Here is a 15171-nt window from a genome sequence, read left to right on the forward strand (position 1 = left end):
AACCAGTTTACTTGCCGCCCTTGGCGAAGGAAGCCGGAGCCAGACTGTTGGCCGAACCGTTGGTTTCGCCCGCGAACTCGCCGCCGTCGACCGGCACGGCCGACCCACGGTTCTCGAGCTCTTCCAGCTGCGATTCCAGGTAGGACTTCAGGCGCACGCGGTACTCACGCTCGAAGGTCTTCAGCTGCTCGATGCGGCTTTCCAGCACCGTGCGCTGCTGAGTGATCGTGGCCATGATCTCGGCGTGCTGACGCTCGGCGTCGGCGGTGAGCGCCTCCGCCTTGTCCTTGGCCTGCCGGATCTGGGTGTCGGAGCGGTTCTGCGCGTCGGCCAGCATCGCGTCGGACTTCTGACGCGCGTCGGCGATCATCGCTTCCGAACGGGTGCGGGCGTCGCCGACCAGTCGCTCGGAGTTTGCTCGCGCGTTCGAGAGCAGACCCTCGGCCTCGGTCTTGGCGTCGGTGGTGAGGCGGTCGGCCATCTCCTGCGCCAGGGTGAGCACCTTCGCGGCCTGCATGTTCGCGTCCGGGCCGTTGTTCTGCGCCGGCGCCGCGACGGGCATCGGAGCGGGCGGCGCGACGGGAACCGGCTGCGGAACAGGTTCCGGCGCGGGAGGAGGTGCCTGCTGTACGGGCGCCTTCGCGGCGCTGACCGGGGCAGGACCACGGTTCTTCTTGGCGTCGGCCAGCTCGGTGTCGAGTTCGGCGACCCGCTGACGCAGGTCGGCGTTCTCCTCGATCAGGCGCGAAAGCTCCTGTTCGACGAGATCCAGGAAGGCATCGACCTCGTCCTCGTTGTAGCCGCGCTTACCGATCGGCGGTTTGCTGAACGCGACGTTGTGCACATCGGCAGGAGTCAGCGGCATCGAAGGATCCCTTCACGCGTCTTTTGGAGAACTAGCAAGCGGTCTTCTCGATTCATTGTGTCACACGGAGGTCACGGGCTGACCGAGCCTACCCACGATCGACATCAGGATGAAGACGAGGAAGAGCAGGACCATTATCGAAAGATCGAGACGAATCCCCCCAAGATTCACAGGAGGTATCAACCGCCTCAGCAGTTTCACCGGGGGGTCGGTAACGGTGAAGATCACCTCGAGGACGATCACCACCACACCGGTCGGGCGCCAGTCGCGCGCGAAACTGCGAATGAACTCCACGATCACCCGACTGATGAGCAACAGCCAGAAGATGAAAAGCACGAGGTACAGAACCGCGAACAGGGCCACGGCTTCACTCTGCCGCAAAATCGGCATGGTGCAAAATGGCCGCGCCGCGCAGTGCGCGGGCGGCCATCTCGGTATCCGGTGTGTGTTCTCTATTTCTGGTTGTAGAAGCCGTTTTCGGCGATGCGGCGGCGTTCTTCCGCTGATACGTCGACATCGGCCGGTGAGAGCAGGAACACCTTCGTCGCCACCTTGTCGAACGAACCACGCAGCGCGAAAGCGAGTCCGGCCGCGAAATCGACCAGCCTTTTGGCATCGGCATTGCTCAGGTCGACCAGGTCCATGATGACCGGATTCCCTTCGCGGAACCGTTCACCGATGATCCTGGCCTCGCTGTAATCGCGCGGACGCAGCGTGGTGATCTTGGACAAGGGACCTCCGTCCTCGAAGATCCCAGGACGCCGCGCGGGTGCGGGCTCGGGGCGCAAGCGCTCCTCCAGCCTGCGCTCCTCGGCGTCGGGATCGACCGCGAGCGCACCACGAGTGGAGCCGCGCATACCGGGTGCGACACCGCCTGCCCGGAAGGACCGGCCCGACGACGGCGCCGTTTCGATCCTGGTGGGGCGACGCGGCGTCTCGTAGCGATCGTCGGCGTAGGTGTCGGCGACATAGTCGTCGCGACGCGCCTGGTAGGCCGACTTGTACGCCGGCTGCGGGAAGTCGTCGGCCTCGTCCTCGAAACGGTCGGCGCCGTAGCGGTCTTCGGCATAACGGTCGTAGCTGCGCGGACGAACGCGGCCAGCGCGCTCCTCGACGCCGCGAGGGGCATGATCGTCGACGTAGTCGTCTTCGTACTCATCGAGCGGAACCATGCCGAAGTACGCCTTGAACTTATGCAGGGTACTCATCTGGTCGACCTTCCTTCGGCCCCGGTGGCGGCCGGGTGTTGAAGTTCTTGCTCAGCGCCTCTTCAGCCCAATCGTATGTGTCGAATGTGACTGGTGAGGTTTCTTTGCTACGCCGAGGTTATCGGTCGCGCGCCCATCAGGGCGGTTCCGACACGCACGCACGTCGAACCGTGTTCGACCGCAATCTCCAAATCACCCGACATACCTGCAGAAAGTTCGGTGGCTTCGGCGTGTTGCGCGAGCAGCGAAGTGTGCAATGTCGCAAGATTCGCAAACGACACATCACTCGGGGCGTCAAGGGGCGGAATCGCCATCAGACCGGCCAGATGCAGTCCGGGCGCCTTCGCTACCAGGTCGGCCAAGGCGAGCAGATCGGCCGGTGCGACACCCCCGCGTCCGGGATCGGCGTCCAGGCTCACCTGCAGCAGCACCCGCAGCGGCGCGATACGCTCGCCGGCTGCGAGTGCGTCCTGCGCCGCCCGGTCCAGGGCATTTGCCAGACGTTCGCTGTCGACCGAGGCCACGGTGTGTGCCCAGCGCGCGACCGAGCGCGCCTTGTTGCGTTGTAAACGACCGATCATGTGCCATTCGACATCGTCGTAGGCCAGCTGGTCGACCTTCGCCGAGGCTTCCTGCTCGCGCGACTCGCCGAATTCGCGCCGGCCGAGGGCGTACAGGATGGCCACATCGGTGGCGGGGAAGAACTTCGTCACCGGGAGCAGACGGACCGAGCCCGCCGGGCGGCGGGCGGCGTCGACGGCGGCGTCGACGCGCGCGAGCAGCCCGTCGAGGCGGGCCGAGAGCTCCGCGGTGCGGTCCGTCGCGGTTTCGGTCGTCATGCGGCGGGATCCATCCAGATCACGCCGGCGATGCGGCCGGTGGGGGCGCCGCGGCGGTGGCTGAACAGGGTTTTGTCCTCGATGGTGCAGCGGGGGTCGACGGCGATTCCGGCGACACCCGCCTCGGTGAGCTGTCGGCGGATGCCCGCGCGCAGGTCGAGACCGGGAGTTTTCCGAACGGTGGTGGTCGCGCTGCCGGGCAGGTGGGCTTCCACGTCGGCGCGCATCGCGGCGGGGACCTCGTACTGACGACCCGAGGCGGCGGGGCCGAGGAAGGCCCCGATGCGGTCGACGCGGGCGCCGACCGACACCATCGCGTCCAGGACGCGCGGCACGATGCCGATCCGGGCGCCGATGCGGCCCGCGTGCACGGCGGCGATGACGCCGGCCTCGTCGTCGGAGAGCAGGATCGGCACGCAGTCGGCGGTGAGCACCACCAGCGCCAGTCCCGGCACGGTCGTGACCAGCGCGTCGGTCACCGGCACCGGTTCGGCGCGCGGCCCGTCGACGATCTCGACAGTGCGCCCGTGGACCTGCTCCATCCACACCAACCGGTCGGGAGTGAGGCCGATGCCCTCGGCCAGCCGAATCCTGTTACGGCGCACAGCTTCCGGATCGTCACCGACGTGGTCACCCAGGTTGAACGAGTCGTAGGGCGCGGCGGAGAAGCCACCGGCGCGGGTGGTGGTCACCCGGCGAACGGTCACGGTAGGAGGTGCGGAAGTCATGTGTTCGAGCGTAGTGCGGTCACCGGGTCGGGCGGTCATCGCGCGCAGTGACGTCGGTCAAGCCCGAAACGACTGGGCCGACAGGTGCTCGACCTCACCGAACGGACCGGCGCCGTCGACCGCCACGGCGATCACCGCGCGCCCGGTCACCCGGCGGACTCCGCGACGTCGAGCTCGCCGAGCTTGCGCGCGATGCCCGCGCGGCCGGCCAGTCCCAGTTTGCGCAACACTCGGCTGAGATGGTCCTCGACGGTGCGGGGGCTGAGGCAGAGGTGCTCGGCGATGGCCTTGTTGGTGTGGCCGTTGGCGGCCAGCTCGGCGACTTCGCGTTCGCGCCGGGTCAGCGCGGCCGGGGGACCGACACGCTGGGCGCCTGCGAGACGACGTTGTTCGGTGGTCACCTCGTCGAGCAGACGGGTGGCACCGGTGGCGAGGAAGACCGCGCGTGCGGAGGCGAATCGACTGGTCGCGCGACCGAAATCACCACATCTGCCCGCGATGACACCGGCGATCAACTCGGCCTGTGCCCGGTTCACCACCATTCCGGCACGCGCGAACGCCGCGACCGCTGCCTCGGCAGCCGCTGCCGCGACGGCCACCTCGCCCGTGGCGGCGGCGTACTCGGCCCGCGCCAGCGCGGCCGCACCCACCTGACTGCCGAGGTCGCCGCCCGGGGTGATCCGCACGGTCGCGACGGAATGCTCGCCGAGGTGGACGGCGTGACTCGTCGCCGCGGCGGCCGCTTCGGCACGAGCGACCAGGTCGGCGGCGGCGGCGAGGTCGCCGGTGGCTATCGCGGCGCGGGCGGCCCGGGACAGGTGTGTCGGCGTGAGCGGGCCGGGTCGGCCGTTCTGGGGTGGGGGTGCGCAGGCGGGCAGGTCCAGGGTTCGGCCGACTTCGGTGAGGGTGGTCTCCACCACCTGGCGCCACCAGCGCACGGTGGGACGTGTGAGCGCGGAAACGGTGTGCCACTGGGTGGTTACCGCCGCCGGCGGGGCTGTCAGTTGGAGAGTGCGCAGTTTCAGCGCGCCTGCGAAGGAGACCAGGTCGGGATAGCCGAAGGTGGTCGCCGCGTCGGTGGCTTCATCGGCGGCGGCGATGGCGTCGTGGAGACGGCCGAGTTTGGCCAGCGAGTAGGCGCGAACCGTGTGGAGTTCGGCGAGAGCGTAGGTGCGGCCGAAGCGGCGGCTCACCGCGATCGCACGGTCCAGGTGGTGCAGGCCGTCGGCATCGCGGTCGAGGAAGTAGGCGCACCAGCCGAACGCGGGGGCGGCGTGGACCACCTCACGCAGGACTGTGTCGGTGAGCAGGCCGAACGCTCGGCCACAGGGGTCGTAGAGCTGGGCGGCCTCGGCGATGCGCGCGTCGGCCAGGAGACCGAGACAGCGCAAGGCTGTCGCGGCGGCGCGAACGGCCGGGTCGTCGATGGCGTCGGAGTCGAACAACGCGGTGAGGCGGGCCTGGCCTTCGGAGTCCTGGCGATCCTGCATTTCCAGGATCGCGAGTTCCAGTTGCACGGGTCCGTCGCCGGGGCGGCGAGGCAGCGTCGCACCGTGCGCCAGCAGCGTGCGCGCCTGATCGACGCGACCGAGCATGCGCGCGCAACGGGCTGACAGCAGCAGCGCCTCCAGCTGGTGCCGACCCGCGGTGGCGGCAGCCGGTTCGAGGGTCTCCACCGCTCGCGCGGCCGCGCCGGACAGCAATTGCGCCCGGCCCAGTGCCAGGGCGGCGGCGAGTGGGTCGTCGGTCGCGGGCGCGATCCGCGCGGCGGCCGAAAGCCAGCGGGCGCTCGCCGCCGGGGCGTCGGCGAGCACCTGTGCGGCGGCCAGTCGCAATTCCGCGCCCGCGATCTCGTCGGCGCCGAGGAGCGTGTGCTCGAGATGACGCGCGCGCGAGGGCATCGACGCGCCACGTGCGCGCAGTGCGAGCGCGGCCCTGCGGTGCGCCAGCGCTCGCCAGCCCTGGCCGGACAGCCGGTAGGCGGCCGTGCGAATCAGCGGATGCGCGAACGTCACCGCGCCGTCGCCGATGCTGACCACGCCGCGCCGAACCAGCCCGTCCACCGCCGCGACCACCGCGCCCTCCGCGAGATCGGCTGTCGAGCACAATAATTCGAGGTCAGGGGGCAGTCCACACACCGCGATGGCCTGCGCTACCAGCCGCTCGGTATCCGGAAGCTGGGCCAGTTCGGCGCGGATCGTCCGGTCCAGCGCCGCGAAATCGTTCGACGCGGGGTCGGGTTCCTCCCCCTGCAATGCCCGATCCAATTCGCGGTCGGGCAGATCGGCGAGCAGCGTCAGGTACAGCGGATTGCCATGCGACGCGGCGAACAATCTGGCCCGCCGATCCGGTTCCTCCCCGGGCAGCAACCCGTCGACATCAGCTTCGGTGAACGGTGGAACCCGCACGTGCACCGTCCGCACCCGCGGCGCGCGGACCGATCGGGCGATCGACGGTGGGCAACCGCCGTCGCGGAAGCAGAGCAGCAGGCGGAATCCCCGCGCGGGGCGGTTCCGGATCAGAAAGGCGAGCAGCCGCACCGATTCCAGGTCTGCCCACTGCGCGTCGTCGACGACGAGCAGGGTCTCGACCGCGCCGAGCGCACGCCGCACATGGCGAACCAGATCGGCCGGGTCGCGTGAATCCGGCGTCACTCCCGAGGTCTTGGGTGCCGCCGCGGACGCATCACCCGCGCCCTCGTCCAGCTGTTCGACGATGTCATCGGCGAGATAATGCGGCTGGGACTGCGCGTCCTCGGCGCTGGTGACCACCAGGACCCGGCAACGGGCCGCGCCGATGAACTCGGCGATCAAGCGGGACTTGCCGATTCCGGCCGGTCCGTCGACCAGCAGCAACCAGGGCGCGTCCGGGCCGGTGAAAGTCGTGGTCAGCGCGGCGAGTTCGGCGGCACGGCCGACGAATGCGCGTTCGAACATGACACTCCGTACCTCACTGGCGAGATCGGCCGTGGACGGCCGGATCAGAGCATAACGGTGCCACCGCGGCGAAATTACCGTGGTTTCCCGGATGCTCGCCGGCGCCGGGTGAGGTTGGGTGATCGGGGCCTACACCGCCGAAGGGTCCGCGGTGAGGTTCTGCAGAAAGAAGGTTCGCATGACGTTCACCGGCAAGGGAATGGTTTCGCGGTTCTCGCTCGCACTGCTGGCGGTCGCGGCACTCGGTGCCGCGAGTTGCTCGGCCGTGGACAAGGTCACCGAGGTCGCCAAGGACGCGAGCAAGTCCGACACCGCCCGCTCGAAGGTCGGTGAGTGCATCAACGTGATCTCGGCGTCGGTGATCGACTCCAAGACCGAGCCGGTCCCGTGCTCGGCCGAGAACGCCGTCTACCAGGTCGTGCAGGTCCACGACAAGAAGGTCGAGTGCCACGAGGACTACACCTCCTACGAGGAGACCTTCGGCAGCGGCGGCACGGTCGCGTTCCTCTGTCTGGCCCCGAACTTCAAGGAGGGCAGCTGCTACAACGAGGGCATGATGACCGGCTACAAGTTCGTGCCGTGCACCGCGTCCGACGCCAGCTTCAAGGTCGTCACCCGCGTCGACGGTCAGGTCGACGAGCAGCTGTGCGGCGAGGACGCCGACCAGGTGCTCGTGGTCAATGATCCGAAGATCACTTACTGCCTCGGCAGCGCCAAGGGCTGATCCCCGCCCAGCACGCGAAAGCGCCCGAACTCGACAGGAGTTCGGGCGCTTTTCGTGTCTGCGAACGCTTATCGACGCATGAAGTCCGGGACGTTGATCTCGTCGTCGTCGTCGCCTTCGCGCACTTCCGGGTTGTTGACCTGGTTCATCGCGCGCTCGGTGACCCGCTGACGCTCCGACTCCCGGTACCGCTCGGTATCGCGGTAGTTCGGCGCGGCGGCCCGGCCACCGGACACCCCGGCCGTGGCGGGCTCGGTGGGACGCGACGGCGCCTCCGACGGACGTCCCTGGCCGATCTCGCCCGCGCGGCCGGAACCGATGGGGTTCACCCCGGTCCGGCTGGTCGTGACCGCGCTGGGCTCCGAACTCCGCCGAGACGGGCCGCCACCGTCGAATCCCGCGGCGATGACGGTGACTCGCACCTCGTCGCCGAGCGAATCGTCGATGACCGTACCGAAGATGATGTTGGCCTCGATGTGGGCCGCCTCCTGCACCAGCGAAGCCGCCTCGTTGATCTCGAACAGCCCGAGGTCGGAACCGCCCGCGATCGAGAGCAGCACGCCGTGCGCGCCGTCCATGGAGGCTTCGAGCAACGGCGAGTTGATCGCCGTCTCGGCCGCCTTCACCGAACGACCCTCGCCCCGCGCCGAGCCGATGCCCATGAGTGCCGATCCGGCACCCGACATCACGCTCTTGACGTCGGCGAAGTCGACGTTGATCAGGCCCGGGGTGGTGATCAGGTCGGTAATACCCTGAACACCGTTGAGTAGCACCTCATCCGCGGAGCGGAAGGCGTCCATCAGACTCACCGCGGCGTCGCCCAGCTGCAGCAGCCGGTCGTTCGGAATGACGATGAGGGTGTCGCACGACTCGCGAAGCAGGTTGATCCCCACTTCGGCCTGGTTCCCGCGCCGTTTTCCTTCGAAGGAGAACGGCCGGGTGACGACCCCTATAGTCAGGGCGCCCAACTTGCGGGCGATGCTGGCGACGACGGGGGCGCCACCGGTACCGGTGCCACCACCCTCGCCCGCCGTGACGAAGACCATGTCGGCGCCCTTGAGCACCTCTTCGATCTCGTCCTTGTGGTCCTCTGCGGCCTTGCGGCCGACTTCCGGATCGGCTCCGGCACCGAGGCCTCGGGTGAGCTCACGACCGACATCGAGTTTGACGTCGGCATCGCTCATCAGCAGGGCTTGCGCGTCGGTATTGACCGCGATGAACTCGACTCCCTTGAGTCCCTGTTCGATCATTCGGTTGACGGCGTTCACGCCGCCGCCGCCGATACCGACGACCTTGATCACTGCAAGGTAGTTGTGCGGGGGCGTCATGGGCTCTCGCCTTCCTTCGATCTTAAACCCTCAACCTCAACCATAGGGTTGGCGTTATGTCAAGTATCCGACTGCTGCGGAACGCTATTCGCAGCCACTGCGATCCCGGCGCAGGCGCGCCGAGATGAGAGCCAGAATCTTGTGCCACAAAGAATGTCGCTCACTTTACCGTGACCAGATTCGGACTCGAAACGTCGAACACGGTCCCCTCACGGGTCAGTAGTGGCAACACGACAGCAGCTTTGCGCTCACCGTCGCCCGTGCCGCCCCACACTACCTTCCTGCCATCGCGAAGGCTCAGCGAGACGTCCGAAATCGACCGTGCGACAACCTCGCCCACCTGCACCGACAAGGCGGGTGGCAGGGTGACCAGCACATCCACCGCGGCCCTGGCCGCCGCGGGCCCGGTGAACGAGCCCTCGGTGAGCAGTTTCGGGACTCCGATGGGTGATTCGGGCTCGATCGCGAATTCGACGCTCTCGGCGTCGACCAGATGGGCGCCGTCCGGTGCGTCGAAATACACCACCGGTGTTCGCTCCACGACGGTGACCAGCACTGTCGAGGGGAATTTACGCTGCACCCGGACCGAACGTACCTTCGGGATCGCGGCGACGCGCTGGGCGATCGCGGTGGTATCGATCCGTAACATCGAACGCCCGTCCGGAATTTCGAGCCGACCACGCACGTCGGCCTCCGGTACCGCCGACAGCCCGTCGACGCGCACCGTGCGCACCGACAACGCCGGTGTGAACCAGGCCAGCACCACCAGCAGGCTCACCACGACCACCCCGACCACCGTCCAGAGACGGTAGCCGTGCCACCCGCGGGCGGCGGGCATCGGCAATCTCACCGGCCGCCCTGCTGCGGCCTGGCCCGCAGGCCGTCGAGGATCTGGCTGCCGAGCATCGTCACATCGCCCGCGCCCATGGTGATCACGACGTCACCGTCGCCCGCGAGCGCGGCGACTTGCTTGCCGACCTTGGACATATCCGGCTGGTAGTGCACGGGTGTGGTCACCGACTGGGCGACCAGCGCGCCGTTGACGCCGGGCAGCGGGTCTTCCCTCGCGCCGTAGACGTCGAGAACGACCACCTCGTCGGCCAGGCTCAACGCGGTGCCGAACTCCGTGGCGAAAGTGGCGGTGCGGCTGTACAGATGCGGCTGGAACACCACGATCACCCGGCCGCGCTGCAGGCGAGCGCCGTCCCGCGCTTCCTGGGCGACCAATTGCGCGGCGGCCTCCAGCACCGCACGGACCTCGGTGGGGTGATGGGCGTAATCGTCGAAGACGCGCACCCCGTTCTCCCGGCCGGTGAACTGGAACCGGCGATGCACGCCGCCGAATCCCTCCAGACCCTGCACGATCTCGTCGACGTCGGCGCCGGTGGCGCGGGCGGCGAGCAGCGCGGCCAGCGCGTTGAGGGCCATGTGCCTGCCGGGCACCGACAGGCGCAACGACCGCGGGATGGTCTCGCCGTCGAGCTGGAACTCCACGATGCCGCCGACATCGCGCGGCTGCCAGTCGAGCAGCCGCGCGCCGACGGGCACGGGCGCGTCATCGAGATCGCCCGATCCGTAACCGAGGACCTCGATCCCGCGTTCGGCCATGCGCGGCGCGACGCGCTGGGCCAAGGCGAGCGAACCGGGATCGTCGAGACACACCACCAGCAGGCCGCCGGGGGCCAGCCGGTCGGCGAAGTCGTCGAAGACCTGGATGTAGGCCTCGTCGGTGCCGAAGTAGTCCAGATGGTCGGATTCGATATTGGTGACCACCGCGACGTCCGGGTCGTATTGCAGCAGCGAGCCGTCGGACTCGTCGGCTTCGGCGACGAAGATGTCACCGCTGCCGTGGTGGGCGTTGGTGCCCGCCTCGTTGAGCTCACCACCGACCGCGAACGACGGGTCGGCGCCGCAGTGCTGCAGCGTGACGATCAGCATCGAGGTGGTCGAGGTCTTGCCGTGGGTGCCCGAGACCAGCAGGGTCCTGTGCCCGCGCATCAGCGCGGCGAGCACGGTCGGGCGCATCAGCACGGGGATGTCGCGCCGATTCGCCTCGACCAGTTCGGGGTTGGTCTTCGGAATGGCGGCGTAGGTGGTGACCACGACCGTCGGGCCGCCGGGCAGCAGGTCGAGCGCGTCGGCGGCGTGCCCGATGCGCACCTCGGCGCCACGGGCCCGCAGCGACAGCACGCCACGGCTCTCGCGGGCATCGGAGCCGGACACCTTGCCGCCGCGCGAGAGCAGGATGCGCGCGATACCGGACATGCCCGCACCACCGATGCCGACCATGTGCACGCGTTCGAGTTCGGGTGGCAGGGCCGCGCCCGCGGACTCCCCGATCTGCTGGTCCGGCTCGCTCATCGGGCGACCTCGGTGACGATCCTGGCCACCGTGTCGGCAGCGTCGCGATGGCCTGCGCCTGCGGCGGCGCGGCTCATCTGCGCGAGTCGAGCGGGGTCGAGCAGCAGCGGAATCACCTCATCGATCACGTATTTCGGGGTCAGCTCGGCGTCGGCCACAATTGTGCCACCACCTTGCGCGACCACTGGTCGGGCGTTGAATTCCTGTTCACCGTTGCCGTGCGGCAGCGGCACGTAGAAGGCGGGCAGGCCGACCGCCGACACCTCGGCCACGGTCATCGCACCGGATCGGCACACCACCGCGTCGGCGGCGGCGTAGGCCAGGTCCATCCGCGACAGGTAGGGCACCGCCACATAGGGGGCGGGCGCGTCGGCGGTGCTCACCTCGACGCTGTTCTTGGGGCCGTGCGCGTGCAGCACCGAGACGCCCGCGGCCGCGAGTTGCGGTGCGGCGCCGGAGACGGCCTCGTTGAGGCTGCGCGCGCCCTGCGAACCACCGAACACCAGCAGCACCGGCCCCTCGGCGGGCAGGCCGAAGTGCGCGCGAGCTTCGGCGCGCAACGCGGCACGGTCGAGTCCGGTGATGGACGCACGCACCGGAATGCCGACGACCTGCGCGCCCGCCAGCCCCGAATCCGGAACAGCGGCGAGCACTTTCGCGGCGAGTTTCGCGCCGACCTTGTTGGCGACGCCGGCCTTCGCGTTGGCCTCGTGCACGATCACCGGTACCTTGCGCTTGCGACCGAACAGCCCGCCGCGCGCGGCGAGATACGCGGGCAGCGCGACGTAGCCGCCGAACCCGATGATCACGTCGGCCTGCACGTCGTCGATCACCGCCCTGGTGGCCTTGACCGAGGCGAGTACCCGGCCGGGCAGCCGCAGCAGGTCGGCGGAGGGCTTGCGCGGCAACGGCACCGGCGGGATCAGCTCCAGGGGGTACCCGCGTTCGGGCACCAGTTTCGTCTCGAGTCCACGCTCGGTACCCAAGGCGGTCACCCGGATCGAGTCGTCGAGTCTGCGCAGCGCGTCGGCGACAGCCAGCGCGGGTTCGATGTGGCCTGCGGTTCCTCCGCCTGCGACGATCACCGACAACCCGGATCGCGGGTTACTCACCTGGATCTACCTCGTTCTCTCTGTATCGAATTCGATCTCGCGAAAGCCTGCGTGGTCATGCTCCGCCGCCTCCGCCGGTCCGCCGTTTCACCGGGCGGTGTGGCATCGGGTAGGTCGGCTCCCACGCTCTTGTCGACCGTAGCGAACTCGTGCCGCGGCTTTCCGGCACCCGTCGCCTGCGGTCGGCGGGCGGCTGGCGGCGAGGGGCCTGACGTGGTCGTTCGGTTCGGGCGCGCGGCGCCACTTTGCGTGGCGCCGGCGGGGTGTACACCTCGGGCACCGGTAGTCGGAGCAGCCTGCTGAGCCTGCCGTCCTGACCTGCCTTCAACGCCGACACCGCTTCGGGTTCGTGCCGGGCGGCGCTGGCGATGATGCCGAACATGAACAGCGTGATCGCCAGCGACGAACCACCGGCCGAGACGAGCGGCAACTGCAGACCGGTCACCGGCAGCAGCCCGACGACATAGCCGATGTTGATCAGTGCCTGCGCGGTGATCCAGGTGGTGGCGGTAGCGGTGAGCAGGCGCAGGAACGGGTCGACCGAGCGCAGTGCGATGCGGATACCCGCGTAGACGAACAGGGCGAGCAGCGCCAAGACCAGCATGCAGCCCAGGAAGCCGAGTTCCTCGCCGATGATGGCGAAGATGAAGTCGTTGTGCGAGTTGGGCAGGTAGCTCCACTTCGCGCGGCTCTGTCCGAGGCCACGGCCCCAGATACCGCCGTCGGCAAGGGAGTACTTGGCTTGACGCGCCTGGTAGTTGACCCCCTGCGGATCGTCACCGGGATTGAAGAACGCGCGCACACGGTCGGAGCGGTACCCGGCCGACAGTGCCAGCACGGAAGCGGCGACCAGACCGGTCACCATGATCCCGACGAACAGTCGCGCCGGCAGCCCGCCGAACCACAGCAGCGCCATCAGCACGATGCCGAGGGCGATGGTGGTCGACAGGTTCGGCTCGAGCACCACCAGCAGGCACACCAGCAGACCCGCGGGCACCAGCGGCACCAGGATGTCCTTGAGCTGGGCGCCCCGGCGCGAGGCGAGAAGGTGCGCACCCCACACGATCAGGGTCACCTTGACGACTTCGGAGGGCTGGATCGACAGCGGGCCGATGTCGAACCAGCGGCGCGCGCCGCCGTGGATCGCGCCGATGCCCGGGATGAGCACCAGCACCAACGCGAGCACCGAGATGCTGAAGATCGGGAACGACCACTGGCGCAAGAACCGCAGCGGCAACCGCAACGCCACATAGAAGGCGATGGCACCGAGCCCGGCGAACATTGCCTGCTGGATGAACAACGCGTAGGCCGAACCACCACCGGCGTAGGCCTCGACGCTCGACGCCGACAGCACCATCACCAGACCCAGCACGGTGAGCAGGGTCGCGATGGTGACGATCAGATGGAACGACGCGAGCGGCCGGGCCAGCCACGCACCGAAGCGCTCCCCCGCCCAATTCGGCTGCCCCGAACTCTTGCGGCGAGTACTCGCGCCCGCCTGGCCCTTACCGACCCGGCTGTCGTCCACGCTGCCCCGGCTCTTAACCACGCTGCCCCCTCTTGGGCGGTGACTGCTCGGCCGGGCGCGCCTTCGTCACAGCGCCCGCCCGATGTCACCATCTTCCAGTGCCGTCACCGCATCCACGAAACAGCGTCCGCGATGGGTGTAGTCGTCGTACATGTCGAGGGAAGCGGCCGCGGGCGCGAGCAGGACAGTGTCTCCGGCGCGAGCCAGACCCGCCGCGGCGCGCACCGCGCGGCCCATGACCGCCTCGGCTCGCTGCGATCTCGACGACTCCATGTCTGCATCGTCTCCCGCATCCAGCTCGATGACCGGGACTTCGGGTGCGTGTCGCGTCATCGCGGCGGCGATCACCGGCGCGTCGGCCCCGAACAGCACCGCGCCGACCAGCCGGTCACCGATCTCTTCGATCAGATCGTCGACACTTGCGCCCTTGAGCAGACCGCCCGCCACCCAGACCACCTGCGGGTGCGCCATGATCGCGGCGCGCGCGGCGTGCGGGTTGGTGGCCTTGGAATCGTCGATGAACTCCACACCGCCGAGTTCGCGCACGAACGCGGTGCGGTGCGGGCCCACCTTGTGTTCGGCGAGGCCTTCCTTGACGAACTGCGGGGCCACGTCGATGGCCCTGGTCAGCGCGGACGCGGCCAGCGCGTCGGCGATGCCCGCGGGTCCCGGCGGGCTGATGTCGCTGGTCTCGGCGAGGATCGCGGCCTTGGTGAAGGCGCGGTCGAGGAGTTTGCCGTCGACCACACCCAGCTCACCGTCGGCGGGGACACCGATCCGGAAGCCGACGGTGCGCCGCGCCTTGGCCTTGCGGGCCAGTGCGCCCGCGACCGGGTCGTCGAGGCCGACGACACCGACGCGACCGGTCAGCGCGCGGGCCTTCGCCGCGGCGTAGGCATCGAGACCGCCGTGCCAGTCCAGGTGATCCTCGGCGACATTGAGCACGACGCCTGCCTCGGGTCGCACCGACGGCGCCCAGTGCAGCTGGAACGAGGACAGCTCGACGGCGAGAACCTGCGGGCCGGGGTTGCGGCGCAGTGCGTCCAGGATCGGCAGGCCGATATTGCCGCAGGCCACGCTGGAGATGCCGGCGGCGCGCAGGATCGAATGCGTCATCTGGGTGGTGGTGGTCTTGCCGTTGGTGCCGGTGATCACCAGCCATTTGCGGACCGGCCCGTAGATGCGGGCCTGATCGACCCACCAGGCGAATTCGACGTCGCCCCAGACGGGCACGCCCTCGGTGACCGCCGAGACCAGCACCGGCGAATCCGGTCGCCAGCCCGGGCTGGTGATCACGAGCGCGAACCGGCTCAGGTCGGCGCCTTCGAGTTCGACGCTGGTGGCGATCTCGAGGCCGAGTTCGGCGGCCTCGGCGAGCGCCTTCGCGCCGTTGTCGGTGACCACGGGGTGGGCGCCGATATCGCGCAGCGGTTCGATCAGCGAGCGCCCGGAGACGCCCCAACCGGCGACGAGAACGTCGCGGCCACGCAGGAATTCGAGCATCGGGCCCGGGGAACGCAGGGCGCGGGGCGAGTGTTCGAC

General features: G+C 68.9%; 13 protein-coding genes. 1 reads left to right on the plus strand and 12 read right to left on the minus strand.

Translation table 11 applies throughout. The annotated features are described in order from the left end of the window. Positions 1-7: 7 nt before the first annotated feature. From ACFVVI_RS29040 to ACFVVI_RS29065, 6 genes are all read right to left on the minus strand, one after another. Positions 8-865 (minus strand): DivIVA domain-containing protein, encoded by an 858-nt coding sequence (locus tag ACFVVI_RS29040; protein ID WP_378992599.1) that lies wholly within the window; start codon positions 863-865, stop codon positions 8-10. Positions 866-925: 60 nt separating this feature from the next. Then, a complete protein-coding gene (locus ACFVVI_RS29045; RefSeq protein WP_056816435.1) occupies positions 926-1228 on the minus strand; it encodes a YggT family protein in 303 nt (100 codons plus the stop codon). Positions 1229-1317: 89 nt separating this feature from the next. Next, positions 1318-2073 carry a cell division protein SepF gene (locus tag ACFVVI_RS29050; RefSeq protein ID WP_378636706.1) on the minus strand — a complete coding sequence of 252 codons (756 nt, stop codon included), beginning with the start codon at positions 2071-2073 and terminating at the stop codon, positions 1318-1320. A 107-nt stretch (positions 2074-2180) separates the two neighbouring features. Further along, positions 2181-2912: a YggS family pyridoxal phosphate-dependent enzyme gene (locus ACFVVI_RS29055; protein ID WP_379315101.1), complete on the minus strand. Its 732-nt coding sequence runs from the start codon at positions 2910-2912 to the stop codon at positions 2181-2183. Then, positions 2909-3640: a peptidoglycan editing factor PgeF gene (pgeF, locus tag ACFVVI_RS29060; protein WP_378992596.1), complete on the minus strand. Its 732-nt coding sequence runs from the start codon at positions 3638-3640 to the stop codon at positions 2909-2911. The genes ACFVVI_RS29055 and pgeF overlap by 4 nt, the downstream gene beginning before the upstream one ends. A gap of 146 nt (positions 3641-3786) precedes the next feature. Beyond that, positions 3787-6576, minus strand: a complete 2790-nt coding sequence (locus ACFVVI_RS29065; protein WP_387447606.1) for an AAA family ATPase — start codon at positions 6574-6576, stop codon at positions 3787-3789. Between the two features lie 178 nt (positions 6577-6754). Here ACFVVI_RS29065 and ACFVVI_RS29070 point away from each other — a divergent pair, with 178 nt between their 5' ends. After that, entirely contained in the window at positions 6755-7300 is a 546-nt protein-coding gene (locus ACFVVI_RS29070; protein WP_378636696.1) for a hypothetical protein, read from the plus strand. Between the two features lie 68 nt (positions 7301-7368). Here the strand turns inward: ACFVVI_RS29070 and ftsZ are convergent, their stop codons facing one another. The 6 genes from ftsZ to murD form a co-directional block, all read right to left on the minus strand. After that, the gene (gene ftsZ, locus ACFVVI_RS29075) at positions 7369-8628 is read right to left on the minus strand and encodes a cell division protein FtsZ (RefSeq protein ID WP_378992594.1); all 1260 of its coding nucleotides are present in this window, start codon (positions 8626-8628) and stop codon (positions 7369-7371) included. 160 nt (positions 8629-8788) lie between these two features. Then, a complete protein-coding gene (locus tag ACFVVI_RS29080; RefSeq protein WP_378992686.1) occupies positions 8789-9466 on the minus strand; it encodes a cell division protein FtsQ/DivIB in 678 nt (225 codons plus the stop codon). Between the two features lie 8 nt (positions 9467-9474). After that, positions 9475-10989 (minus strand): UDP-N-acetylmuramate--L-alanine ligase, encoded by a 1515-nt coding sequence (gene murC, locus ACFVVI_RS29085; protein WP_387447607.1) that lies wholly within the window; start codon positions 10987-10989, stop codon positions 9475-9477. Next, a complete protein-coding gene (gene murG / locus ACFVVI_RS29090; protein ID WP_387447608.1) occupies positions 10986-12101 on the minus strand; it encodes an undecaprenyldiphospho-muramoylpentapeptide beta-N-acetylglucosaminyltransferase in 1116 nt (371 codons plus the stop codon). Before murG ends, murC begins: the two co-directional genes overlap by 4 nt. Before the next feature lie 55 nt (positions 12102-12156). Beyond that, complete coding sequence (gene ftsW, locus ACFVVI_RS29095) at positions 12157-13650, minus strand: putative lipid II flippase FtsW (protein WP_387447609.1); 1494 nt, start codon at positions 13648-13650, stop codon at positions 12157-12159. A 45-nt stretch (positions 13651-13695) separates the two neighbouring features. Further along, positions 13696-15132, minus strand: a complete 1437-nt coding sequence (gene murD / locus ACFVVI_RS29100; RefSeq protein WP_378992683.1) for a UDP-N-acetylmuramoyl-L-alanine--D-glutamate ligase — start codon at positions 15130-15132, stop codon at positions 13696-13698. Positions 15133-15171: the final 39 nt, after the last annotated feature.

Origin of the sequence: Nocardia sp. NPDC058114, assembly GCF_042884695.1 — a bacterium.
GTDB lineage: Bacteria > Actinomycetota > Actinomycetes > Mycobacteriales > Mycobacteriaceae > Nocardia.